This is a genomic window from Paenibacillus sp. WC2504, from assembly GCF_052682475.1.
In genome coordinates this window covers 1,925,751-1,951,823 of record NZ_JBQZFH010000001.1, presented here as the reverse complement: position 1 = coordinate 1,951,823, position 26,073 = coordinate 1,925,751, and the positions used below count along the sequence as shown (strand labels likewise).

Below are 26,073 nucleotides of genomic sequence, written 5' to 3'. Positions count from 1 at the left end.
TTTCACTACCACAAATACAAATCGTTCCCTTTAAGCTTGAAAATCGCTTCCATGAAATAGTAATCGCCGTAAATAATTGCGTGATGATGATTCGCCAAATGATAGGCAGCTGAACCGAATTGAATGAGGCTATCGCTACCCGTTGACCAATCAATTCGGCTACTATCCAGCGTTTTGAGCAACTTCAACGCAGCGCCGAGGTACAGATCCTTTTCATGCTCGCCTACGACTTTCGCAATTTCAATCAGACCACACGCCGCAATGGCTGCAGCTGTATCATCTTCCAGCTTCGGTTCCTTCGGCTGTCGGAAATCAACCGGAATCACGCCATCCTCAGGAATGTTCGCGATAAAATAATTGGCAATCCGTTTCGCGGTTTGCAAATAGTCTTCCTTTTGCGTATGCATATAACTCATCATATACCCATACAAAGCCCAGGTCTGCCCTCTCGTCCAGGAAGAGCCTTCTTCATACCCTTGTCCTCCGTACGATCTGATCACACCACCTTCAAACGGATCAAATTCTACGATGTGGTTCACAGATCCATCTGCCCGAACAAACGCCGTCATCGCCGTATCGGCATGCTTCATCGCGATTTGCTTGAACCGCGGATCACCGGTTTCTTCCGAAGCCCAGTACAGCAGCGGAATATTAAACATGCAATCAATAATTGCCCATCCTCTTGTATCGGAGCCTTCTAAGTCGTTCCATGCGCGAATATAGCCTCCTGCCAAATTAAAACGACCTGCAAGCAGGACAGCGGCATGCAGCGCTCTCTTGCGAGATTCCGGATTCTTCGTCACTTTATAATTGGCCACACTCGTCGGCAGCCACATAAATCCAACATCATGATGCAGTCCATAAAATTCCTCAAAACAACGATCTAATTCTTTTTCTGAAATTTGCGCGATTTCTTTATATTTCTCTTGGCCGGTTTCGTGATGCATAAGCCACATCATTCCGCCCCAGAAGCCATTCGTCCACCAATTAATTTCATCTGTCTCCGTACCTGTAGGATTATCCACGATACGATTATCATGTGTTCCGTTAATCGTCGTATACGGAATTTTATACTTGGACTTTTCGCTAACCCAGTCCATTTTCGTCGAAATCCGATCAATGACTTCATTCAACCAGCTTTGATCCTGCTCTTTTAACATACGTTTTTGCCTACTTTCCCCATTGTTTAGTGATTAACCTTTCGTTGCACCTGCGGCAATCCCTTTGACAAAGTACTTCTGTAGCGCGATGAATGCGATCAGGACAGGGATAATTGAAATCGCAGTGCCTGCGAAAACCATGTCCCACTGAGAAGCAAATTCGCCGACGAAGCCGAAAATTTCGACGATCATCGTTTTGGGCTTATCCGAAGGCAGCACCAAACTAGGCATCAGGAAGTCGTTCCAAATGCCGAGACCGTTCAGCACAACCAAGCTAGCTGTACACGGCCCAAGCAGTGGAAATACGATCCTCCAGAAAATGCCGTATTTGGAACAACCGTCGATCTCAGCCGCTTCCTCAATTTCACGTGGTACCCCTTTTAGAAAACTTGTATAAAGCAGCACACCGAACCCGACGGAGCCGGAAATGTAGATGAGAATCGGTGCGCTCAATGTGCCGTAGAAACCTATCATTTTCATCTCTTTGAACAGTGGAATCATATAGACTTGAAATGGAATCATCATACCCGCAAGAAAGTAAACATAAACCATATTCGTCCATCTTTTATTCGTCCGTTCAATGGCGTACGCCGCCATGGGGATGACCGCAATCATCGCTACAATTGAGCTTACTGTTAAAATGATAGAGTTGACCATCGCTCTAGGGAAATCGGTTTTGGTCCACAGATACACGAAGCTGTCCACGTACCAGCTGGTTGGAAATGAGATTGCATCCCGCAGAATGGCTCCATTGCTTTTAAAGGCGGAAATCAAGCTGAAATAGATCGGGAAGAAGAAGATAATGGCAAGGACCAGCGTCAGGACAAAGAGGAGAATCTCCAGTATACTTTTCTGTCTTCTCATCTTATAACTGCACCTCCCTGCTGCGAAGCAGCTTAATTTGAATGAGTGATACGATAAGAATCAGAATAAAGAGAACAAGGGATAATGCAGTTCCGAATCCTTGACGTAATTCGCCAAATCCGACTTTATAAATAATGTAAGTCAGTGTTTCTGTTGCAAAACCAGGCCCTCCGTCCGTCATGACGGCGATCTGATCAAATATTTTGAGGGACGCAATCATCGATAACATCATGCACACCGTAAAGGCACCTGCCAGCAGCGGAAATGTGATGTGCCGGAATTGCTGCCAGCGGTTCGCACCGTCTATACTAGCCGCTTCCGATAGCTCTGGTGGAATACCCTGCAACCCAGCCAAATAAATAATCATATAATAGCCGGCGCCTTTCCATACCGTTGCGAAAATGATAGCAATCAATGCGTAATCCGGATTTCCAAGCCAATCAACCTTTAAGAAGGAAAGATGCAGTTTATCGAGTAATTGCGTAACGACACCAAAGTTGTAATTCAAAATAATCGTCCAGACAAATCCCATAACAATCCCGCTGAGAAGCGTTGGAAAGTAAAAAATACTGCGAAACAAGTTACGGAACCATTTCACCTGATCGACCAGCATCGCCAGCAGCAAGGCAACGGCATTTTCTATAACAACTAAGACGACCGACAATATTAATGTATTTTTCAGCGCGTTATGAACACGCTCACTGTGCCACATCTCTACGAAGTTATCGAAACCAATGAAACGAATATCAGGACTAACGCCATCCCAGGAAGTAAAGCTAAGGTAGATACTGCTCGCTGTCGGTACCATGACGAATAAGGTGTAGAGGATTAGAGCAGGAATAATAAACACGACAGAAAAGGTTAGCCATTTTCTTTTTCTCTTTACAGGCTGTATGGTGCTCATTCTCTTATGCCTCCTATTGAATGTTGAAGGCAGTAGCAGGAAAACCTCCGCAAGTGACGCAGAGGTTCTCCGTTTGCAGCCTTTTTGTTTGTTATTTTTTCATTGCCTTCACTTCCGTGTCCCATTCAGCATCCGCTTTTTTCAAGTAATCAGCACTGAAATCACCTTTAACTAACCAATCTTGAACAGATTTGTAGAACCAGTTACGGAATTGCGGCGGGATTTGGTTAGCTCCCCAGAAGTTGTTTATTTGAAGTGATTTTTTCACGTTCGGATCCGCCATCATCGTTAGCACTTCTTGCAATTGAGGTGAAGCATCATAGGTCATTTTTTCTTTCGTTGATGGAATGGCACTTGCCACTTTCAGGTATTTCGGGTATTGCTCTTTGCTGAAGAAGAATTTGATGAAATCCGAGATCGCAGCTGTTTTATCTGCATCTTTCGCTGCATTAGCTGACAGAGACCAACCTGCGGGTTGAGCAAGGCCAACTACGTTTACTGCACCTTTTTGATCCGGTACCGGGTACCATCCGAAATCAAATTTCGGATCCGCTTGTGCGATCGTTGGGAACATCCAAGGACCGGAGAACAAGCTTGCTGCTTTGCCTGTTACGAGCATGGAAGCCGTCTGATTATCCGCCGTACTCATGTACCCTTTATCTACATAACCTTTCGTGAACAGATCCGTCATCAGTTGCATCGCTTTCGCTGGACCTGGATCCGTAAAGCTCACTTTACCTTCAGAACGCTTAGCGTTCCAATCCGCATCATTGATGTACACTTCGTCAATCAAGAATTTATTGACCCAGAAGCCCCAGTGGAAAATATCTTTACCGCCAACAACGATGGGGGAAATCCCTTTTGCTTTCAGTTTTTCTTGAGCCGCGAGGAAATCTGCATACGTTTTAGGCTCTTCCGTAATCCCTGCATCCGCGTAAGCTTTCTTGCTATAAATAATCCCTTGGGGTGCAGGCAGCGAGATTGGCGCATTGTATACTTTGCCGTTTACTTGCGGTACGCTTTCAAACAAACCTTGTAGATCTTTAGGAAGTTCAGCCAACTTGCCAGCGTCCGCGAACAATTGGGTATCACGCATTTCGACAAGATCAGGGAATTCGCCAACCGCATCTTTCGTTTTCAAAAAGTCGAGATAAGCCGCTGTCGTCGTTTCACTCAAATCTTTGATTTTAACGTTCGGATTTGCTTTCGTGTAAGCAGCAATGGAATCAACCACAGCTTGTTTGGTCGCTGGATCGCCAGTTGCATAAATGACGCTGAATGTTACGTCTTTCTTCGGAGCCGCTGTCGCTGCAGCTGTGCCAGCCGGAGCGGCGCTTGACGTTGAAGTTGCGGAATCACTGTTGTTACCGCAGCCTGCCAAAATGAGTGCTAAAGCTGTCGATCCGACGAGTATTTTAGAAAAAGTTTTAACCATGGTAGAAAGTAACCTCCCTTTAATATCTAGCTTCTTGTGAACATCTCAAGCTATTTGATTTCTCGACTCATCAGGTGCTGTTCTGTTGCTGATTTAAGACTAACATACGACAAAATCGTTTAGAATGAAGTTTTTTAAGCTTGATATGCATGAATTTAAGAAGGTGTGAACGAAGGCTAGGGAGATCATCGAATATGAAAAACAGCTTCCGCCAACGCTTCAAAAAGAAGCCAAGCAGAAGCTGTTCTCCCCTACAATTAGAATTCCTGACTAGTTACCTTTGATTTGACTCTTATATTCTTGCGGAAGCTTGCCATAACTTTTCTTGAACATATCGCTGAATTGCCTTGGATTATGATAGCCCACCCGCTCTGCAATTTCATAAACGAGCAGATCCGTTTGCAAAAGTAAGCGGACGGCATTTTTCATCCGAATGTTTGTGACGTACTGCTTAAAATTCTCATTCGTGTGCTTCTTAAAGAAGCTGCTAAAATAATATGGATTCATAAACACTTGGGAAGCCATGCTTTCCAGCGTGATATTCTCGCTATAGTGCTCCTCAATGTATTCCTTAATCATCTTCATCTGCTGCGCTTCGCGGCTGCCGCCTGCAGTGTTTACTTGTTCCAGTATGTCCATTATGCGATCAGATATGAAATCGGTGAGATCGCGAAAACGGTAAAATTGATGCATGCGCTGCTGCCAATCTTTCCGCTGCTCCGGCGACACCTGAAGGTCAATCCCGACAGCCGACATCTCCTCCATTAAGTCCGTCAGCATGGTATATACGATTAATACGGCCGATTCTTTGCGACCATTAGCGTTGCTTGCAGCATGATCAAATAAGTTCCCCAACAGCTCCTGCACCTGTTGCTTGTCCTTGGCAATGACCGCTTTCATCACAGCCAACTTGGCATCTGCCAAGAGATGATCTGAGCCGTCACGCCGTTCATTTTGGTACCAGGACAGAATCGTTCCTTCCTTTTCAAAATAGCTATAGTTCATCGTCTCGACAGCCGACATATAGGATTGCCTTAGTTCTTGCAGACTGTGGGCCGGCTTACCGATACATATCGTCACATTAATTTTAAGATAATAGGAAATCTTATCCCGCATTTCGCTCGCGAGATGCTGCAAATTATCCTCTATGCCCAAGTGGTTCACGATAACGCATAAATTTTCGCCTTTTCGAATAACGAGGCCGCTGCCATACTGTTGGATCAACTCATCTGCCAGATTGGATACTGCAAATACTAATAGACGCTTCTCATGCTCGCCCCATCTGCCATCCTGTAGCTGTACATGAGCAAGCTCCACATACAGTACGCTGAAACATGAAGCCGTAAACTGCGTGTTCAAGCTCTGAAGCTTGCGCTGCGCTTCCTCCCACCGAATATCCCCTTGGGTAAGCCGATCAAACAGCTCCTCGAGTTGTGTCTTCTTATCTTTTTGCTCATAAACCGCCAGCTTCCCCTTGGAGGATAGATCCTCATTCGCTTCCTTCAGCTGCGTCATTGCTTTGCTTACTGCCTCGAGCAGCAGGCTTTTCTCAATCGGCTTCACCAAATAATCAACCGCTCCGAAGGCTAATGCATCCTTGGCATAAGAAAACTCCTGATACGCACTGACGAAAATAATTTTCGTATGCAACTGCCGCCGTTGTACTTCCTTCATCACATCGATGCCCGAACCATCTGGCATGCTAATATCGGTGATGACAAGATCAGGCAATTTGTCTTCAATTTGCTCCATAAGACTTTTTCCAGTCAGGGCTTCACCGACGATCGTAATGCCTAGCTCTCCCCATGGAATAAGCTTTTTCAACCCTTTGATAATGATCGGTTCATCATCAGCTAGAATGGCGTTCAACATGGACACTCACCTCTTTCGTTAACGGAATGACTAGACGGACAGTAGTACCAATATGTTGGCTGCTGTTGATCTCAATGCCAAAACCGTGCCCATACAGCCCCACGATGCGTTCATGGACATTAATGAGCCCTATACTGCTCCCTATATCTAGCGAGCTGCCCTTAGCCAACTTTAATCGAACTCGTTCAAGTGTATCTTCGCTCATCCCTACACCATCGTCATCCACCGTCACACTAAGCAGATTATCCGGCAGCTTTTCAATTGAAATACGAATGGTGCCTTTCCCTGACTTTGGCATAATACCATGATAAATGGCATTTTCGACGATCGGCTGCAGGGATAGCTTCGGAATCGCACAGTCCATTAAATCCGCATCGAACCGGAAATCTAAACCTAACCTATGCTCGCCGTACCTGATAACCATCAATTGAAAGTATTGCTCCACATTGGTCTTCTCAGACTTGATTGTAACGGTTTCTTCCCCGTAATCGAGTACATACTTGAGTTGATGGGATAATGACAAAATCATATCACCCACCTCATTCGCATCTTCCGCAACAGCACTCATCCGAATCACTTCCAAGGTATTGTACAAATAATGCGGCCTGATCTGGCTTTTTAATGCATTCAGCTCCGCTTGCTTCTGTTTAATCTGCGCAACATACACGACGTCAATGTATTCCTTCAGCCGTCCCACCATTTTGTTAAAGCCGTGGGAAAGAAGCCCCAACTCATCTGCTGTCTTCACCGTCACCTTGGTATCGAAATTACCGGACTCCACCTTCGACATTTCCCGGGTAATGCTGCGAATTGGATTGGAGAAGCGATTCGAGAACCAAACCGCAACCACAATTAACGAAACGATACAAAGACCAATGACGATCGTAATCGTCCGTAAGAGCTGTTCGACCTTGAGGAACATTTCTTTTTTATAAAACTCACCGATAATTTTAATATTATTCTCTGCTGTAGCCTGTTGTAGATGCAAGAAATCGTCCGACGTATTCGCATGGAAAACAGTACCGATTCGTTCAGGTTGATTACTGTAAAGGATAATTCCCTGATCATCTACCACGTAGACGGTATCTTGTTTATTCAGGACCATTTGTTTAAAAATTTCAGTAAACGCATCAAGCCCTACGTCCATGTAAAAGGTACCAACAATATCACCTTCTACCTTGGACGAGCCCAGTACATCCGTAAGGTTGCGTCCAAACGTCATCACTGGATCCGTGGCCCCAAGAAAATAATCCTGCTTGTGGGTCGGAAAAAAGCTGAGTCCGTTACGGTTGAGCTTCGTCTGCTCTTTCCATTCGACCTTTGGATATGCATATTGGTAATCCAGAGCAACATTGTTCTTAGATAGGCTTTCAAAAGTCCCGTTTGGCAGAACAAAAAAGACACTTTGCAGATTACGTTCTGTATATAACACCGTTTGCAAGAAATCGTTAATAGTCATCGTCAATCGGATATCTTTTTCCTTGCTTTGCGCTGCAACTGCTTGTCCCAACTGACCATAGAGACCGCCAACTCCGTAGGAGTACATGAGTTTTGAAATATTGTTGTATTTGACGAACATATCGTCCACATTTCGGCTGGCAAACAGTAACATTTGCTCATAGTTATTCGTCGCATAACGCTCCATGAAGCCGCTGAACGTCTGCAGAGAAATATAACTAAGAATGAGCAGCGGGATAAGACCTACCGAAATGAAAGAGAGTGTAAATTTGGCAAAAATGCTTTTGTGCATCCGAAAAGGGTTCGATGCCATCTGTGAGCCGCCTCATGCTTTCGTTATAGAATAAGTCCATTTTAACAGAATTCACACACGAAACGAGCGATGATATTGCATGTGGAAGTGCACTTTTTTAAGATATAAGAAACAACGCCATCCTTATGGATGTCGTTGTCAAGAAGCCGCACTTATTTGGGGACCTGATCAACAGGAAAATAAACGGAATATGTCTCATCCTTAATTTCATATAGAGGGATAAAACGTATACCCACGTCCTGTCCTTTCGTTCGATAATAGCCCACATTCCACCAGCTGTGATTTCTTTCCCGATCTGCTACGAGCATAGTCTCTGGCAACGCAGGGTTACCATATAATCGATGTTCACGTTCAATTAACCCTGCCAAAACAATCGGGCCATCCATAAAAGCTACCATATTTTCTGCGCCAGGAAGTGGCTCGGTTGTTAATGATTTAGGAAACTCAATTTGTATGGTATCCCCATTACTCCATGTTTTACGAATTCCAATGAACGATTGAGGCCTTACTGGATTTGTAAGTTGGACGCCATTCACGTAAATAATGGGCTCATTGCTTACCCATCTTGGGACTCTAAGTTTTAATGTAAATTCAACATCCTTGTCACAAGTAATCGTCAAACTATACGTAAATCGATCAGGGCGATGTACAGGGATTGGTGGCATATCAATTTTGGTTATGGCCGTCATTCCCGTTACATTCCAGTTATTCAAAGGATAGACACCATATTGCCCGTCCTGCTTAAGATGAATGGTAATTGGACTATCGTTTAGACTTAGATTAACTTCGGCTGGCAGCCACTGGCACACAGCCACTCCATCCTTATCCTCCATGAAAATCTGCTGCACATAAGAGGCATTCGCTTGAACAAGCGTACCGTGGCAGCACCAAAAATGCTGTGTAGGGGTGCCCCACTTCTTATGACTCCCCGCGCCGACACCTAGAAAATACGAAATCATGCCTGTTTCTCCATGCTGGTGAGCAAGAACTCCGTTATAGAATCTTCTCTCCCAGTAGTCCGCATATTGTGGTTCTCCTGTCCATCTGAGCAGCACATGGGCAAGTCTCATCATGTTGTAATTCACACAATGTTCCTGTCCAACTCCCATCCTTTCCGCCATCTGACCGGGAGGCACCCATAATTCACCGTCATCTCCAGCCCCCGTACAATAATATCCTCTATTCGTAACCGCGCATGCCCAGAACGCCTCCACAACCTCCCGAAAACGTTCTTCTCCCGTTACTTCCCACGCCCTAGCAGCTCCCAAAATTTCAGGAATCTGCGTATTGGCATGCTTATTCGTCAATACCTCTTGTCCTGATAACAAGGCGTCAAAAAAACGGCGGCGATCGTACCGATGGATTAATGCGAGATGTGTTTCATCCTGTGTTATACCATATAGGTCTGCCCAGACCTCCAACATGCCACCTGTTTCTAAATCAAGGAGGTCATCCATTTGTTCTCGGCTAAACAGCCCCGTCCAGCGGTAAAACCAAGAAGCTAAACCACGCATTAAATCGAGCGCTTGTTTATTTTGAACAATTGCATACATGTCGTATAGCCCCATCAAAAGTTTATGAATCGTATAATGCGGTGCCCAGACATACTTTCCTTTGGCTATTCTATTCATGTAAGACTCTGGGAACGCAGCAAGCCATTCTCCCCCATTCGCCTCCTGACAACGCGCCAATTCTTGGACGATGTGATCCGCTTTAGCTCTAACCAGCAAATCTTCGGTTTGCGCATAAATGCGGGCTGCTGCAGACAGCCAATGCCCCATCATATGTCCCCTCAACTCACAAGTCGGTGATTCCCAGCCCCAATGCCAATGTTCGGGTCCGTCCATGCTCGTCGTAGTCGCGCTTGTGGTCCCCCCATTTCCACTGTAACTCCACAAACCTGCCTCCAGATAGAAATTACGAAGTAGATTTTCATTCGTTAAGCTTATGACATACTTTTTATTTAGCTCAAAACGAGCCGCAAGCGGACCCGCCGACAGTTTAACTCGTCCTACCTGATAATCCATCATTTTAGTTATATGCAATGGGATACCTCCATTTTTTTGTATCTTAAGAATATTTTAAACCCCAATAGGTATTGAGAAGAATGCATAAAACATTATTTTACATATACTTTCTTTGGGTATATTCTAAGTACAAGCAATGTAAGGGGGCATGCAAGATGGATCCGTTCGTTTATTTAACTGGTGATCGGTTTCCCATGATCAGGGATATTGGATGGAATCAAGTTGACGAGGTGTATACGCATCACGATCGCCTATTAGACTTTGATGTATTCGTATTTGTGACCAAGGGGAGCATGCAGGTCGTTGAGGAAACAGTGGAGTATATCATTCATGAGAAGGAACACTTGTTTTTGAAAAAAGGACTTCATCATTGGGGGCGCCCTGAAACTTTGCCAGGAACATCTTGGTATTGGATTCACTTCAATTCACCTGTAGATGACTACTCTTCCTATAAAGATCAATCCCCTCTACCCGAAATCGACTTCTTTTATCCTGATCACTATGCCTACCGATTCCCTCTGCCAAAGCATGGAACTTCGCCTTTTCATCGAACCTTAGAAAACAGATTACATCTGTTAGTGGAGGATTTTGGAAAACCCAAGGAACATGGTATGGTCCAACTAAGCATTCAAGTGTATCAGATGTTTCTGGAACTTCACAAAGCAACAAAGGAACATAGCCAATCTACAAAAAATTCAGGCAAAGGCGAAGCTGTCGCTGGGCGAGTGATGGCTTTTCTTAAACAGCATATCGACGAGGACTTTGACTCTACCCAACTAAGCAGCCATCTGAATTTAAACTATAGTTACGTATCAGCAACCTTTAAAACTCAAACAGGACTAAGCATTATTGAAGCTCATACGAAATTAAGAATTAACAAAGCGATTGACTGGATGCGAAACACTTCTCTCAATGTATCTGAGATTAGTGAGCGATTAGGCTACAGGAATCCTTACTATTTCAGCCGTGTCTTTAAAAAAGTAATAGGGGAATCTCCTTCTTCGTATATGAGTAATTTCTACAAGAATAAGAGTATGAAGATACTGCTAAACCGTTAAACTGCATCATATTAAAATAAATGGCCCTACGATTTCTCGTAAGGCCATCAAGTACTGGTATTCTTTAAAAAGTAGTGTTTTTGCTCAGTATATCTGCGAATATAGAAAAGAAGGCAATTGCAATAATAGCATATAATACAATAAAAATAAGAGCCATCAATAAGCTCGCTTTGGCGTAATTAGATTTATTTTTGTTTGCACTGTCACCAAATGCCCAAATAAATAACATGACGATATTGACGATTGGGATCATCAAAATTAAGCTAGTAATTAGCCAATTTTTCACCGTCATAACCTTTTCTCTTTGATCTAACCCAAAGCTTGTTGTTTCCATCGACATTTTAAAACTCCCCCTTAACCATCTTTATATATAATTACCATTCCTTAGTATATCTGAAAAGGCCCATTTGTAAAGGGATATTTTAACAAATACAACTCCTAGTTAAGGTTGATGAGTTGGACCAAAGATAGAAAGAGCGGTAGCCTTGGACGAGAAAATAATGTCCTTTGACTGCCGCTGTTTTAGTAAGTATCATTCGCTGAACATTCAGATGAGCGTGAAATATTTCCAGTCCTCCCACAATTCCTTGGTTGTTCAGCGTGTGTAACCGGATGTGACCAATAAGGGTATGTTTTTCATTTCATAGATTTTTTGGAGAGTATGGGTACAGCGATTCGGGATACATGTGCATCCTCCGAAAAATGCTGGACTTACAAACTAGCCCACATAATTGGCAACTTTACAGAACCAGACCATGTGCCCAGAACCCGGCCCCCAGTAATCTTGCACAGTAGTGTAAGGCTGACCGAATTTATTTAGCCATTTAGCTTGAGCATGCCGGTAACCACTATCCAGACAAAAACTATCAATTCCTTGTTCAGCCAATTTGTTAGCCATCGCTCTAATTAGAGCGGAGCCGATTCCCCGCCCCTGATATTCTGGCAACACATACAAGCTGCCCAGTTCACCAACATTCTTTAGTCGACCGTCGGTGCATTTGATAATATCATCATTGCAGGGCCCAAATGAAATGACGCCGACAATATTATCGTCCATACGGGCAACAAGAAATCGGACCGCTTCGCCCACTGTATGCAAAGCATCGTGCAGCATACGTCTCTTGCCTTCGATCTCTCGCGCGATCACTTCTGTGAGCGCTACCAATCCTTCCTGCTCAAAGGCGTTGGGAATAGATCGCCTGAATACCTGGTAAGCTAGATCCATATCAGACAACGCTAATTCATTGATTTCGATCACTTTGTTCATTTCATCTCCCTCCTCAATAGCTTTTTTATTATCTTATTTGTAATTATCCCATTTTCCTTCCGTTAGCGTTACCCATTATTTGAATACAGAACCTCTACGTCTTCAGAAATGATTTCAAGAGAAGCATCGTCATCGTCACGCCAGTTTGCAAAGAGAAACTTACGATAAGGCCCGCTCTTACTCATCTCACTGATTGCATAAAGCATCATTCCGAGTGGTCTGTTGGAATTAACGGTTTGCACTCCAGTGAACTTTATTAATATTGCACCTCCTTCATAACCTTTTAAAGTTACCGAGAGGATATTGTCCTCCCAGTAAATACACTCGATTTTACTATCATGTATCCTAAAATCACCTATGTAAGTTAGAAACTGATCTTCTTCAGTATTCATCAATTTAATCCTCGTTTCTTTATTCTGATTGTTTATTTAGGAGTTATCTGCGTTTAGTCCTTTCTCCTCCAGACTCCGCCGGGACAAGGAACAAACCCACAATCTGAGTAAAACGTAGTATGTTTAGAATCGTAAGTCAATGTTACAATCTCTAACCCAAAACGTTCCGCCTCTTGAAGTAATTTCTTTACTAAAGCTTGACCTATCCCTTTTCTCTGATGTTGAGGATGCACAATAATATCTTCCATATATCCGTGCTGCAATCCCATTCCAGCAATATAACCAAATGCTATTAGTTCATTCTTCTCATCCCTAAGTCCGGCCCAGAAATTGCAGCGTTCAAATAAAATGGGATAATCAGAATGCCTACCATCCCAACCCACTAGCTCTCTTAAAGTTGGCACTTCATGGTGCTCTAACGATAAATTAATGACTATCTCTTGATTCAATTGACCATCTCTCCTTTGCAATTCATTGTTGTTAAGAAGCAATTGTTGGCGCAATGCTGCCCGTTACTTCAACAAAAAAGGAACAGTTGCCGGTCCGAGGCAATCTGCTCCATTTTGAACCAACAACCATTAACCTTTATTTTCACTGTCCTTCTTCATGCCTTTATAGAGGCTTATCGGCAGCGCAATTATTAAGAAAATTAATGTCGGGATCATTAACCATAATATTGCGCCTCCTTTTGCAGGCTAAACCAAAAACCATTTTTTATCAGCATATGGCACAATAAAAAAGAACAAGTATAATGCAACCAACAAAGATACACATAATACAAGAAAATTTAATTTGTGGTTTAATACAATCGACTTAATTCTACTAGTTAAAAAGATATCAGAAACCTCCAAGCTCCTAAGAGTAATCTCTCAAAAGTGTAGACTGTCGACTTTAACTAAATCTAACCCATGCACCCTTGCCACGAATCAAGGTATCTTTAAATCAATAAGCTTGTTATTCTCATCCCATATAACTTGTCCGCCGAAAGATTCAGTGATAAAACGCAATGGAACAAGTGTAGAGTCATTTTTAATTAATGGAGCTTGATCTAGGAGCACTTTTTCATCGTTGATAAATGCCGTTTCTGAATCGACCGAAAGCCTCACCGTTACATTTCCTCTTGTTGCTGAAATAGTCTGTGTAGTGCTCTCCCATTGAATGGTTGCTCCGAGCGACTCAAATATTTTTCGAAGCGGTACCATAGTGGTTCCATTAATTATGTCTGGATATTGTTGAAAAGATAATATTTCCCCATTCAACCTTACTTTAATAATTGAGGGTATGCCCACTTTAATGGGTTCATCAAAACTCCATCCTCCTGGGCCTACTTGCCCCACCTGATTGAACCCCCAAGCCCAAGCGTTACTATTATTATCTAATGCTACCGTTTGTGTGCCGTCATAATAATAACGGTTTCCACTAATTTGAATTATGGAATTGATTTTAGAATTAAGCGTTAATTCCGACACATCCTTGTAAGTGCCATTGCCGATTTGACCTAGATTATTCTTTCCAAGCCCCCAAATGGATCCATCTTCCTTCAAAATGATTATAGAATGATCCGCGTAATTCATCTGAGAGGAAAGCAGTATCGTCTTTACGTCAGAGAGAGTGGGTACTAGCTCCGGAATAGAATGAATAAAAGATTGATTCTGACCATTCAATTTAAATATATCTGGCCCCCATTGAAAGACAGATCCCTCCTCGGTTATAGCAGCACTTGAACCTCTTCCAAGAGTCATAATTTCTTTAACCTTGCTCGTTATTTTAACTTGTACAGGAAGATAACTTCCTTTATCTCTTCCACCTGTCCCAAGGGAACCATCTTCATTCAGCCCCCATGCCCACACCGTTCCATCTTTTTTAAGTGCTAGGCTGTGATTTATACCTGCTGCAACTTGAATGACATCACTTAGACCACTCACCTGAGCTGCGGTCGAATGGATTGTACGAGAATCCCCACTTCCAATCTGTCCAACCATATTACTTCCCCATGCCCAGACCGTTCCATCCTTTTTTAAGGCGAGAACATGAGATGCTCCTGCAGAAACAGCGACAACATCGTTTACATTTTTCACCTGTACCGGTTTGGTTTCATCATATTTTAACCACCTTGCTTGCAGGTCTATTGGAGATAATTCCATGTTCTCTTGATTGCCCAATTGTCCTGTGTGACCATGTCCCCATGACCAAACGGTTCCATCTTTTTTTACAACAATTGCAAAGTTGGTCCCTGCGGAGATAGAAGTGACATCTGTTAATTCTGAAATCCTCTGTGGTTTCGCTCGATAGTTTATTGAAAATTGACCGTTACCGGTTGTTCCATCTGCTAACTGTCCATATGTATTATCCCCCCAAGCCCAAACCGTTCCATCCTTAAGTAATGCTAGATTATAACAATCACCCGAGGATATCTGGCGTATATCGCCTTTATCTGTTTCTGCATAGGTTATATCTGTTAGAAAGCAACTTGCAAAAATAATAACGGAAAAAGAAACAGTAAATAATTTTGCTGTTATTTTATTAACCTGAACCACAATTCTTCCTCCTATGATTTCTGCCCTACTTGAATCAACCCTTAAGCTCTTTAATCGATGTATAAAATCCCAGAATATCTGAATCAATTGGCAAGCCAGATACTTGCCCATCCCCAATTTCAATTATTATCCATTCTCCAGAATCTGTTTTTCCGATGTCCATCGTAAAAAAGTTACTTTCCATATTCTGAGCAAGATGATTGAAAATCGTTAAATCAGGTTTCTCATCATCGTAATGAATATCTTCCCAATAATCGAATTGAAAAAGAAATTGTTTTTGGTAATAAAACAATCTATATTCCTTTGAGAGTGGCATCCGACTCTTGGAATGGATAGATATTTTTTCAAGATTCACGAACTCTCTAAGTACTATGCCTTCATTAAGGTGTTCACCTTGTCGATTAATGAAATTCTTGATGACAGTGGTTGCATGATTTCTATCCGAAGCATTCGGTATGAAAAAAGATTCGTTCCATTCGTGTTTCCTAGATTTCACATAGTCCTTTATGATAATTGGCTTGCTCCCAAACTCAGACAGATTCCTATAGATTTGATCAAAATCATTCTTCATGTTTTCAATATGAATCCAATTGCTATAAGGAGTATAGTCTTTAATCTTTTCATAGGAATTGGGAAACCAGTGACCATTCTTATATGCATCAGGATTGTTAACGAGAAATATATTCTTCTTTTGTAATCCGTTGTAGAAGTCTTCATAGTTCTTGGGCTTCATCATCCAGCCTCTATATAGAGCAGATTCATGAGATTCAACTGCATTAATTTTACTTAGAGCCTTGTCAGTATTGCCTTCCAATAACTCTTCAAGACTGATTAACAGGATAGAAAATCCAAGAGATTTAGCTATAGAGAATTCCTTCTCATAATCAAAGTCAACTGCATTTTTATTCATCGGATCTGAACAAAAAATCAGAAGCATACAGACTCGACCCCCATATTGGATTTAATCTTGCACTTGCAGAATTTTCAACTAACGTTACATTTGCATACTTCCCTAAATGTTTTACATATTCGTGAATCAGATAAGACTATCCTCCCAGTTAGTTTAATCCCATAGCCATAATAAAAAATCAAAAACCGGAACCCCAACGGAGTCCCGGCCCTCAGCCTATCCAACCTCAATCATTCGCCCATCCCAAAAATACACAACCCGCTTCACCTTTGGAATAAGAGTCCAGAGTCCCAGATTGCCGCTGCTTTATTTACCCCACAATCAAAGCGTACACAATACCGGGTCCGTGAACCCCAATGGTCAGGTCATTCTCGATATCAGCCGAACGACTTGGTCCAGAGATGAAATGAATACCCGCAGGCAGGCTCTCATTTCCCGCACGATCGAAGTGAACCAATGTTTCTCCTAAACGTGTTTTCAGTCTTTCTACCGGAATAATAGCCATCAATACTGTAGGGAGCAAACTAACCGATCTTCCTTTGTCCTGAGATGACAGGACTGTCATGGAGCCTGTATACGCTGTAGCGTAGTCCGCCATCACAATACCAAAATCCGCTTCAGCCGCGCGGGCTTTCCAGTGAGTCTCCGGCTCACGGTTCCAAACCGATACGTTAGTGCCTTTTAGCACTCCTTCCAAATCAAGAGCATCAAGCTCAGATTGGTTTTGCCGGATGATATATTTAGCACTCATTTCCTGTGCTTTATTCACTATGAATTGTTTAACATCTTCCATGGAAGATAAACGAGCGACATATCCGCCAGCAGCTTGGAAATTTTCCGCAAATCTCTCAATTCTCTCTTCAAGAGGCCACTCGAAGGCTTGCCAGAAATCAGGTGCCCCTCGGTAAGGCTGAGCCGGTTTCTCAGTCACCCGTGCTCTACCAAGCTTGCTAGCGACGCCATTTATAAATGATTTCTGTTTCGCACGTGACTCCGCTTCAAGCTGATCTAACCATTCCTGATGCGTATCAGCCATGTTCATGCCCTCCTCCGGCTTTTCTTTCCTTGACAATGGTTTCCATGCGTTGGCGTACTTCCGGATCCAGCTCCTTCAACCCTTGGCGCAATTCCGCCTCCAATGTCCCCCACCCCTCACGGAACGATTTTTCAGGCAAACTTGGTGTTACCCGATACGAGTTCCAGCCTTTGAGCGGACCCAGCTTTGTACGGATCTCTCCATTACGGACGACAAGTTTTTGACCGATCTTGCCGAGCTTCAGCATACCTTTGAAACGGCCCGAGTTGCTCATAACCGCCGAGAAGCCTTTCATGCCAATCGCTTCAATCTTGTTGCCATGGCCGCTCTCCACTTTACGGCGCCGTAAAGAAACAAGCATATCGTGCAGAGGGATTTTGACGGGGCACGCTTCGTAACAAGCCCCGCATAAGCTGGAGGCATTCGCAATATCGTCCCACTCAGCCACGTTTTTCTTTAGCGCAGGAGTCAATACGGCGCCGATCGGGCCGCTGTATGTCCCCCCGTAAGCATGTCCTCCGATATGCCGGTACACCGGACAAGCGTTCAAGCAAGCGCCGCAGCGGATGCAATTCAGCAATTCTTGAAATTCGGGATCTCCCAGCTGCAAAGAACGTCCGTTATCGACAATAATAATATGCATTTCCTCAGGACCATCGGCATCCTGTTCTCTTCTTGGACCCGTAATCCCTGACATGTACACCGTCAGCTTCTGACCTGTCGCCGAACGCGGCAGAAGCGTTGCCATGACTTCCAAATCAGTCCAGGAAGGAATAATACGCTCCATACCCATTAGCGTAATTTGCGTCTTAGGAACTGTCGTTACCATCCGGGCGTTACCTTCATTCTCGAACAGCACCATGGACCCGGTCTCGGCAATCGCGAAGTTGCAGCCTGTCATCCCGATTTCGGTTTCAAGAAACTTCTCCCTCAGCTTCTTACGAACAAAACCTGCTAGAATCGAAGTATCCGGAGGCAGCGTCTCTCCCGCTTCTTTGGAGAGCAAATCCGCAATTTGGTATCTGTTCTTATGAATGGCCGGAATGATAATATGGGAAGGCGTTTCTCCCGCGAGTTGAATGATATACTCACCTAAATCCGACTCGATAGCTTCTATCCCGATAGATTCAAGCGCGTGATTTAGATGAAGCTCTTCGGTTACCATTGACTTTGATTTTACAACCGACTTTGCAGATTTACGTTCCGCAATCGCCAGAGCAATTTTCACCGCATCAGCCGATGTATCAGCGAAATGGACATGAACTCCATTAGCACGAGCGTTATCCGCAAACAAATTTAAATAATAATCCAGATGAGCAATCGTGTGCAGCCGGATTTGTCGACCTCTTTCTCTCCACTCATCCCAATTGCCATGTTCTTCAGCAGCTTTCTTCTTACCTCCGCGCAGACGCTCAGTCGTGAAGCGCACAGCATTGCGCAAAAACTCATCGTTAAGCGCCAGATCCGCACGTTCTTTAACGCTCGAAGCAGCAGAATTAGTCGTACTCAAGCCCGATTCACTCCTTCATGCAGCAGCTCTGCCAAGTGCATCACTTTAACGGGTTCATTTCGAAAGCGCAGGTTGCCAGCGATATTCATTAAGCATGCCATATCGAGACCGACGAGAACTTCCGCTTCCGTTTCTTTCACATGATTCACTTTCTCTGAGACCATAGCTCCTGAAATGTCGGCCATCTTTACAGCAAAAGTCCCGCCGAACCCGCAGCAATCTTCAGCAAAAGGAAGCGGAACAAATTGTAAACCTTGGACGTTTTTCAGTAATTCCAACGGCTCATCTTTGACACCAAGAAGCCTGCTTCCGTGGCAGGATGGATGATAGGTGACTTTATGAGGAAACACCGCCCCCAGATCAGTAACCCCCAACACCTGCACAAGGAACTGAGTAAACTCATAAGTTTTTCTCTGAAGCTCTATCGCTTTCTCCAAATTAACAGGATCATCTTGAAAGAGATTCGGATAGTGATGAATCATGTAGGTGCATGAACCCGAAGGAGAGATAACAAAATCGCTATCTTCAAATGCTTTGAGAATGGTTTTGGCTGTTATCCGTGCTTCATCCCAATACCCGCTGTTATAAGCTGGTTGACCGCAGCAAGTTTGAACGTTTGGAAACTCCAACTGAACCCCATAGTTGGCTAAAAGCCGCACCATCGCTTCTCCTACTCGGGGATAAATGGCATCGCTAAGACAAGTAATAAATAATGATACTTTCATGGTGCACCTCTCATCTTTATGAACTATATCTCTATCAGATTGTCAGATATGTAAAGTAAAAGAACCTCAACGATCGAGGTTCTTACTATTTATTCTACTATTTCTCAGCAACCATCGTATTGGTTAACGAACCCAATTTTTCAATCTCTATGGTTACAACATCTCCCGGTTTTAAATAGAACTGCTTCTCCTTCGGATAACCTAACACAACGCCGGCAGGCGTTCCTGTTAGGATAATGTCACCTGGAAGCAAGGTCATGTGTTGAGAGATGTAGCTGACAATCTCGTTGCAATAAAAAATCATATCGGATGTATGGGAATGCTGTCTAACCTCACCGTTGACGATACAGCGAATATCCAGATTGTTCGGATCTCCTACTTCATCTGCGGTAACAAGGAATGGTCCTAACGGGCTGAAGCCATCGCATGATTTACCAAGCAGCCATTGCTGCGTTCTCATTTGCAAATCTCGCGCGGACAAGTCATTCACATTGCAATAGCCGAATACGTGATCTAATGCATGCTCCTTCTCCACATATTTAGCTTTTTTACCCATCACAATCACAAGCTCTGCTTCGTAATCAACTTGCGACGACACTTTCTCCGGCAGTGGAACTTCAGCACCATGTCCAGTTAACGTGTTCGAAAATTTATTAAAAAGAATCGGATACTCCGGAATCGGCGCATTGGTTTCTTCAGCATGCTTGCGATAGTTAAGCCCTACACAAATAATTTTGCTTGGGTTCGTCACACAGGGTCCATATTGAATGTGAGTCTCATCCAGCAAATATGCTTCTCCCTCTGAGCCTGCTTCCATCACGAGGTTCACAAGACGCTGCAGCTGCGCAACCGCCGCCGTTCCGCCTTCTATGACAGCATGTAGCGTGGTTGACAAGCTGCTCATTTGGTCCGAAGCCATTCCTTCGATGGCTGCGGCGACATCCAAAATGCCCTTTTCCGTTTTAATACCAAGCTTAAATTGGCCGTTGTCGTTAAATGTCAGTAGTTTCATTCGTAAATATTCTCCTCCATCTAGCTATTGTTAGGCGTTCTTGCCGAAAACAACACCACCGTCAATGTAGAGCGGAGAACCCATCATAAACTTGGAATCATCAGATGCCAAGAACAATGCCGCCTTAGCAACATCCTCTGACTTGCCCAGTTCACCGCTGAGCTGGCGTTGTTTTAAGGATTCGATGGCAGCTGTAGGATCGTCATAGGAAGTCTTCAAATAGTTCTCTACGAACGGTGTAAAGATCGTACCCGGCAGAAGCGCATTCACCCGGATGTTGTAGGCTGCATAATCAACCTGCATCGATTTGGTTAAAGCAAGTACGGCTCCCTTCGTTGCAGCATAAGAAACTCTGCGCGCAAGTCCAATTTCCGCTACGCACGAGGACATGTTGATAATTGAGCCTGCTTTACGCTCCATCATGTAGGGCAACACATATTTCGAAGGCAGGAACACGCCTTTTACGTTAATGCTCATAATCCGGTCCCAAGCTTCCGGCTCAATTTCATGCACAGCTCCGACGCCACTGATTCCGGCATTGTTAAACAGAACGTCGATGCGTCCAAATTCAGCAATAGCCGCTTCCACCATCGTCTTGACGTGCTCAGAATTTGTTACATCCGCGTGGAGAAATAGCGCTTCGCCACCCTTGTCCTTAATTTCGCTCACGGTTTCTTTGCCCTTGATTTCATCCAAGTCGTTCACGATAACCGTCGCGCCTTCTTGTGCAAAAAGCAAAGCCGTGCTTTTCCCGATACCTGACCCAGCTCCCGTGATTAAAGCTATCTTATCTTGTAATCGCATACGTCCACTCCTCTATGATTCAGCTTGAATGCCATAAAATTTTGCAGCTGTTCCGCCTAATATGGCAGCTCTTTCATCTTCCGAATAATCGGCAATTGCCTGATTGGTTTGCTCCCAGACTTTCTCAAAGTCCCCCGCCAAGTTGGCTACTGGCCAATCGCTTCCAAACATAAGGCGATCCGCCCCAAAATGCGTTAACGCATAGTCGATATAGGGTCTCAAATCTTCTGAGTTCCACGTATGCCAATCCGCTGCCGTATTCAAGCCAGATACCTTGGCATACACGTTCGGGTACTGAGCCGCAGCAGCAAATTGGTCCGCCCATGCTCCCATTTGCTTTTCCTTGATCGGTGGTTTGGCGAAGTGGTCTATGACCATTCTAAGATCCGGTATTTGCTCAGCCAAATAAGGGATATGTTTCAAATGATTCGGGAACACCCCCACGATATCGAAGGTCAAGCCGAAAGAAGAGAGAATCTGGAGTCCCTCCATCACCGAATCACGGATGACCCAATCTGGATCCTTCTCTTCGTGAATCAGATGGCGAACCCCTTTGAAGTAAGGATTGGCGGCATATGCCTGCAGCTTTTTATCCGCCACTTCCGGAATGTTCAAAGGTACCTAGCCAACAACCGCGCCTACCCATTCTCTTTCGGCGGCTACCTTTAACATATATTCGGTATCCTCATAAGAGTTCATAGCTTGCACGATGACCGTTTTGTTAATACCCGCCTTGCGAATCAGTGGTTCCAACTCATCCGCTTCAATGCTGCGGCATATCGATCCGTAAGACGGATCCAACCAAGGGTAGGCAACCTTCTCCAAATTCCAGAAATGCTGATGGGCGTCTATGATCATGGGCGGAAGCTCCTTTGTTTGAACTTATCTCACTCGGTACTCTAAGCAAAACGATTCTCTTCGGGATCTTCCATATCATAGCCAAAGGCATCAAGCGCCGGCCATAGCTCAGAGGCAATCGGGTAATTCGCGAGTTCCAACGTTTGGGCTATCCGTTCCGGTTTACTCATGCCGACGACCGTACTTGCGATTCGCGGGTCGCGAAGTGAAAATTGAAGGGCGGCTGCGGCAAGCGGAACATCGTATTCCAAGCAAACCTTGGCGAAATTACGCGCTCTTTCTAATAAGAGTGGCGGGGCCTCGCTATAGGCATAACGTGCGTATGCTTCCGGACCTTTAGCGAGTATGCCGCTGCCATAAGGAGCAGCGTTAATAACCGCAACGCCCATACGACTCGCAACATCAAGCAAAGGTTCGGCAGCCCGGTTGAGCAGCGTATATCGATTGTGGGTTTCAACGCTACTAAACGCTCCCGTTTCGACATAACGAATGAGCATATCGATCGGTCCACCGGATATCCCGATGTGATCGATGACCCCCTGCTCTTGAAACTTTTGCAGTACTTCTAACGGTCCGCCGGGTCCCATCACATTCTCGAAGGTGGTATGTTCAGGATCGTGGATGTAAACGTATTGCAGACGATCAAGTCCTAGTCGTTCGAGGCTTCCTTCAATGGAACGTTTAATCTGTTCGCCGCTAAAGTCGCCGGTCTTAAGGTCCCGGTCGGCTTTGGTGGCCAACACGTAACCTGCGGGAAGACCACCATTCGCATGAATGGCCTTACCGATTCGCCGTTCGCTCTCGCCTTCGCCGTAAGCCGCAGCCGTATCCAGAAAGTTGATTGGGCTTTCGAAGGCTGTGCGCAACGTCATTAATGCTTGTTCCTCCGACGTGCTGTATTGAAAGGTTTCCGGCATATCTCCAAGCGGAGCGGCTCCAAAACATAGCGGAGATATGAGTAAGCCCGTACTGCCAAGCGGTCTTTTGGATAATAATGCGTTCGTCATGGCGTATTCCTCGCTTTCTGATATTGTCTGTATTATAACGACACACCCAAAAAGCCTCGTGTCATTTGAAAATCGATATTACCTTGCTGATAGAGACGCGGTACATAAGTATGTTCCAGAATTTCTTTGCTGCGTTCGAGAATTTGATTCACCCAGCAGCTCGGGTTGCCCTCGAGTACCAAATCGACATCTTGCTTATGGTTAGGCAGATCGGCCTGTTTCCAAGTCACTTGCAGCATGGGGACGAAAGGATGCGCCTGAATCGGACGATCACCGATCAGCGCGATGATTAACTCCACACCTGTGGCGGCGAGTCCTGTAATCGTCTCCACGCCATGCGTTGTTGGCGTCTCCATCACGTGGAAGCCGTGTCGGCGGACGTGTTCCCCATAGGCAATGGACGGCCGAACTGGAGACGAGCCAAATAAAGGCTGACTGAATCCGTCCTCGGTAAGCAATCCGCTGTTCTCGGGAACGACAACCAAGCCTCCGGCCCAGACAATCATCTTGGTTAGCAGCCCCAACTGTTCGCTGGCCTCTTTGTTAATGGCACCAGCGCTTACAATCCCGATGCGCAGCCCTTCCAGACCGACCGTCACCTTCTCCGCAGGTTCGGCAGCAGCCAATTGATCGGCGAACCAGGACTCGACCTTTTCGCTCACCTTGGCAATTCCCCCGTCGAGCTGGATGCTGGCATAACCAAGTCGGCTCGCATCGACACCCATCACATCCATCTGATGGCGCATGTAGTCGTTATGCGTTTTCTCGCAGCCATGTTCCAGCAGCAAGCAATGCTCCACCATCGGATGCGTAATATAGCCGATCATCGTACGGGAAAACAGGGATTCAGCTGGCCCCCCCGAGGTGCCGCAGCCTTCCGTGTGCGCCAAGGTGACAAAGCGCGCGAGCTCAGGCTTCCCTGCTCCTTGCTCATTCAAGCGCCGTGTGATCATACCCGCTACCTGTCCGGCACAAAGACTGGTCGGCACGATCAAGCCGATATGATCACTGGACTGCCGATTGCGTTGCCGAGTAAAGGAGAATTGGATTGAATTAGCCGTCGTTACAGCACCATCTTTAATGGCGATCGGATCTCCTGTCGGTACAGGAGTGTGAAGCAGCGTCTCCAGCTGACTCACATCGTTCTGCTGCCAGTTGCGCCAAATTTGTACTTGGGCATGGCCTGCCTTCTCGCCGACGCTTCGCTGACCGGAGGCAATTTGGATCGCCAACTCGAATACCTCTTGGCCCAGCTCATCCATCGACTTGCCTTCCAGATACTGCCCCGCGTTCACATCCATATCGTTCGACAGCAATTGGAAGCGGCGAGTTGTCGTGACCACCTTGACCGTAGGTACATACGGGAAGTTGGTGATTGAACCATTTCCTGTTGTAAAAAAGATCATGTTGCAGCCTGCGGCTATTTGTCCAGCGATGCTCTCCAGGTCATTTCCAGGGCTATCCATGAAATAGTAACCGCCATCCTTCATGAGCTCCCCGTACTCCGTTGCATAGTCGATCCGTGTTGTCGGGTCTTTCTTCATGGCAGCGCCTATAGATTTGAGATAAATATTGTACAATCCACGATACATGTTGCCGCCTGACGGGTTTCCTTCCGCACTAGTGCCATGCCAGGACGTACGCTCCTTAAATCGGTTCACAAGCTCCAGAAATTTGCGAGCGGTTTCCACGTTGCGCACTTTCGACAGGACATAAGGCTCCGCGCCAATCAACTCATCCGTTTCGGCTAGACTAGCCGCACCGCCGTAGCGCACCAATTGTTCCGAAACCCAGCCAAGCAGCGGATTCGCGGATACTCCGGAAAATGCGTCCGAACCGCCGCACTGCAAGCCGATTCGCAAGTGGCTGATGGATTCAGGCGTCCGCTGCATCGAGCTAACCGCCTCCAGCCAATCCCGTACAATCGCTTCACCTTTAACCAACTCCTCTTCGAAGCTGCCTGTGAGCGACACGAATTTATGCAGCACTTCATCGATTGGATAGCTATGCTCACGTGCATAAGCCTCAACCATCTTGTTCGTAACCGATTCATTGCCATAATCGACAACCAATACCGCTCCGACGTTCGGGTTGACCATGAAACCTGCAAGCGTCCGCAGCAGCAAGTCTACATTATTCGCCTTCTCTGTGCCGCCTTCCGTGTGAGCGACAGGAACGATACCATCTATATTCGAATCCTTGTTCCATTCGCCTTGCAGACGAGAAGCAAGCTCATTCACGTAGCTCCCCGTGTGCGAGGTGGTACCGAGCAGTACGACGTAGTTCCTGGTGCCAACCCCGCGATCTGCATGGCGGCGATACCCCATGAACGTACGCGTATCCTCATAAGCTGGTGATGCCTGAGCCGGCTGGAAGTTCTCCTCGTCAAGGATATAGGGAGAAACTTGATCAGCAAAATTGGGCTCCGCCGGCACCGCGAATGTCAACTGGCGGACACTGAGCGCTTCCCGTACGGTTTTATTGATCACATAGTGACCGGGCTGAATCGGCTTAATCGCAACACCGAAAGGCAAATGCCACGAAAGCAGATCTTCGCCAGGAGCAATCGCTTTCACCGCGAATCGATGGCCTTCCATAACCGTATAATCCAAGACGAGGGATTGGCCTTCATACTGAATGACAGTACCGGAGTTCAATTGGTGAATCGCAACGGCGCAGTTATCCCCGGGCAAGGGAAGTCTCGCTACTTCTTCAAATTGGTAAATGACGTCCATCGATGACTGGCTCCTTTAATGAGATTTTCCGAACTTATAGAATAAATTGAGTTTCTTCAAGGTTAGTGTTGCTCACTAATATTGTATCAAGAATATGGCATTTGTTAATTCTTTACCTTTGCAAAAACATACTCTATTTTGATATTCTATAAATAAGAGAAATCACGAAGTGAGCTGATCTGGGGAGGT

Annotated in this window: 23 protein-coding genes; 1 reads left to right on the top strand and 22 read right to left on the bottom strand. The window is 45.2% G+C overall.

Annotation, left to right across the window (positions count from 1 at the left end; genetic code table 11):
• Window positions 1-5 precede the first annotated feature (5 nt).
• From ACUN27_RS08760 to ACUN27_RS08730, 7 genes are all read right to left on the bottom strand, one after another.
• Entirely contained in the window at window positions 6-1,160 is a 1,155-nt protein-coding gene (locus ACUN27_RS08760; RefSeq protein ID WP_445558760.1) for a glycoside hydrolase family 88 protein, read from the bottom strand.
• A gap of 33 nt (window positions 1,161-1,193) precedes the next feature.
• Window positions 1,194-2,024, bottom strand: a complete 831-nt coding sequence (locus ACUN27_RS08755; protein WP_315951977.1) for a carbohydrate ABC transporter permease — start codon at window positions 2,022-2,024, stop codon at window positions 1,194-1,196.
• 1 nt (window position 2,025) lies between these two features.
• Window positions 2,026-2,928, bottom strand: a complete 903-nt coding sequence (locus ACUN27_RS08750; protein ID WP_445558759.1) for a carbohydrate ABC transporter permease — start codon at window positions 2,926-2,928, stop codon at window positions 2,026-2,028.
• A 91-nt stretch (window positions 2,929-3,019) separates the two neighbouring features.
• Window positions 3,020-4,363: an ABC transporter substrate-binding protein gene (locus ACUN27_RS08745; RefSeq protein ID WP_315951980.1), complete on the bottom strand. Its 1,344-nt coding sequence runs from the start codon at window positions 4,361-4,363 to the stop codon at window positions 3,020-3,022.
• Window positions 4,364-4,633: 270 nt separating this feature from the next.
• Window positions 4,634-6,235, bottom strand: coding sequence for a response regulator (locus ACUN27_RS08740; protein ID WP_315951982.1), 1,602 nt, complete (start codon window positions 6,233-6,235; stop codon window positions 4,634-4,636).
• Window positions 6,213-8,006 (bottom strand): cache domain-containing sensor histidine kinase, encoded by a 1,794-nt coding sequence (locus ACUN27_RS08735; RefSeq protein WP_315951983.1) that lies wholly within the window; start codon window positions 8,004-8,006, stop codon window positions 6,213-6,215. The genes ACUN27_RS08740 and ACUN27_RS08735 overlap by 23 nt, the downstream gene beginning before the upstream one ends.
• Window positions 8,007-8,158: 152 nt before the next feature.
• Window positions 8,159-10,051 carry a beta-L-arabinofuranosidase domain-containing protein gene (locus ACUN27_RS08730; protein WP_445558758.1) on the bottom strand — a complete coding sequence of 631 codons (1,893 nt, stop codon included), beginning with the start codon at window positions 10,049-10,051 and terminating at the stop codon, window positions 8,159-8,161.
• A 137-nt stretch (window positions 10,052-10,188) separates the two neighbouring features.
• Here ACUN27_RS08730 and ACUN27_RS08725 point away from each other — a divergent pair, with 137 nt between their 5' ends.
• The gene (locus ACUN27_RS08725) at window positions 10,189-11,091 is read left to right on the top strand and encodes a helix-turn-helix transcriptional regulator (RefSeq protein ID WP_445558757.1); all 903 of its coding nucleotides are present in this window, start codon (window positions 10,189-10,191) and stop codon (window positions 11,089-11,091) included.
• A 64-nt stretch (window positions 11,092-11,155) separates the two neighbouring features.
• Here the strand turns inward: ACUN27_RS08725 and ACUN27_RS08720 are convergent, their stop codons facing one another.
• The 15 genes from ACUN27_RS08720 to ACUN27_RS08650 all read right to left on the bottom strand — a co-directional run bounded on the left by ACUN27_RS08720 (window position 11,156) and on the right by ACUN27_RS08650 (window position 25,884).
• Entirely contained in the window at window positions 11,156-11,431 is a 276-nt protein-coding gene (locus ACUN27_RS08720) for a hypothetical protein (protein WP_315951988.1), read from the bottom strand.
• A 378-nt stretch (window positions 11,432-11,809) separates the two neighbouring features.
• A complete protein-coding gene (locus ACUN27_RS08715; RefSeq protein ID WP_445558756.1) occupies window positions 11,810-12,358 on the bottom strand; it encodes a GNAT family N-acetyltransferase in 549 nt (182 codons plus the stop codon).
• Between the two features lie 68 nt (window positions 12,359-12,426).
• The gene (locus ACUN27_RS08710) at window positions 12,427-12,750 is read right to left on the bottom strand and encodes a hypothetical protein (protein WP_315951991.1); all 324 of its coding nucleotides are present in this window, start codon (window positions 12,748-12,750) and stop codon (window positions 12,427-12,429) included.
• A gap of 53 nt (window positions 12,751-12,803) precedes the next feature.
• Entirely contained in the window at window positions 12,804-13,199 is a 396-nt protein-coding gene (locus ACUN27_RS08705; protein WP_315951993.1) for a GNAT family N-acetyltransferase, read from the bottom strand.
• 477 nt (window positions 13,200-13,676) lie between these two features.
• Complete coding sequence (locus ACUN27_RS08700; RefSeq protein ID WP_315951994.1) at window positions 13,677-15,287, bottom strand: RCC1 domain-containing protein; 1,611 nt, start codon at window positions 15,285-15,287, stop codon at window positions 13,677-13,679.
• A 34-nt stretch (window positions 15,288-15,321) separates the two neighbouring features.
• Window positions 15,322-16,197 (bottom strand): ATP-grasp domain-containing protein, encoded by an 876-nt coding sequence (locus tag ACUN27_RS08695; protein WP_445558755.1) that lies wholly within the window; start codon window positions 16,195-16,197, stop codon window positions 15,322-15,324.
• A gap of 310 nt (window positions 16,198-16,507) precedes the next feature.
• Window positions 16,508-17,233 carry a LutC/YkgG family protein gene (locus tag ACUN27_RS08690; protein ID WP_326061231.1) on the bottom strand — a complete coding sequence of 242 codons (726 nt, stop codon included), beginning with the start codon at window positions 17,231-17,233 and terminating at the stop codon, window positions 16,508-16,510.
• Entirely contained in the window at window positions 17,226-18,743 is a 1,518-nt protein-coding gene (locus tag ACUN27_RS08685; RefSeq protein WP_445558754.1) for a LutB/LldF family L-lactate oxidation iron-sulfur protein, read from the bottom strand. The genes ACUN27_RS08690 and ACUN27_RS08685 overlap by 8 nt, the downstream gene beginning before the upstream one ends.
• Window positions 18,740-19,468 (bottom strand): (Fe-S)-binding protein, encoded by a 729-nt coding sequence (locus ACUN27_RS08680; RefSeq protein WP_445558753.1) that lies wholly within the window; start codon window positions 19,466-19,468, stop codon window positions 18,740-18,742. Before ACUN27_RS08680 ends, ACUN27_RS08685 begins: the two co-directional genes overlap by 4 nt.
• 97 nt (window positions 19,469-19,565) lie before the next feature.
• Window positions 19,566-20,480, bottom strand: coding sequence for a fumarylacetoacetate hydrolase family protein (locus ACUN27_RS08675; protein WP_445558752.1), 915 nt, complete (start codon window positions 20,478-20,480; stop codon window positions 19,566-19,568).
• Window positions 20,481-20,510: 30 nt separating this feature from the next.
• Entirely contained in the window at window positions 20,511-21,284 is a 774-nt protein-coding gene (locus ACUN27_RS08670; RefSeq protein WP_315952001.1) for an SDR family NAD(P)-dependent oxidoreductase, read from the bottom strand.
• Between the two features lie 12 nt (window positions 21,285-21,296).
• Window positions 21,297-21,899, bottom strand: a complete 603-nt coding sequence (locus ACUN27_RS08665) for an amidohydrolase family protein (RefSeq protein WP_445558751.1) — start codon at window positions 21,897-21,899, stop codon at window positions 21,297-21,299.
• A 6-nt stretch (window positions 21,900-21,905) separates the two neighbouring features.
• Window positions 21,906-22,142 carry an amidohydrolase family protein gene (locus tag ACUN27_RS08660; protein WP_445558750.1) on the bottom strand — a complete coding sequence of 79 codons (237 nt, stop codon included), beginning with the start codon at window positions 22,140-22,142 and terminating at the stop codon, window positions 21,906-21,908.
• A gap of 41 nt (window positions 22,143-22,183) precedes the next feature.
• Window positions 22,184-23,149: an aldo/keto reductase gene (locus ACUN27_RS08655; RefSeq protein ID WP_315952003.1), complete on the bottom strand. Its 966-nt coding sequence runs from the start codon at window positions 23,147-23,149 to the stop codon at window positions 22,184-22,186.
• 32 nt (window positions 23,150-23,181) lie between these two features.
• Window positions 23,182-25,884: a UxaA family hydrolase gene (locus ACUN27_RS08650; protein ID WP_326061225.1), complete on the bottom strand. Its 2,703-nt coding sequence runs from the start codon at window positions 25,882-25,884 to the stop codon at window positions 23,182-23,184.
• Between the last annotated feature and the right edge of the window lie 189 nt (window positions 25,885-26,073).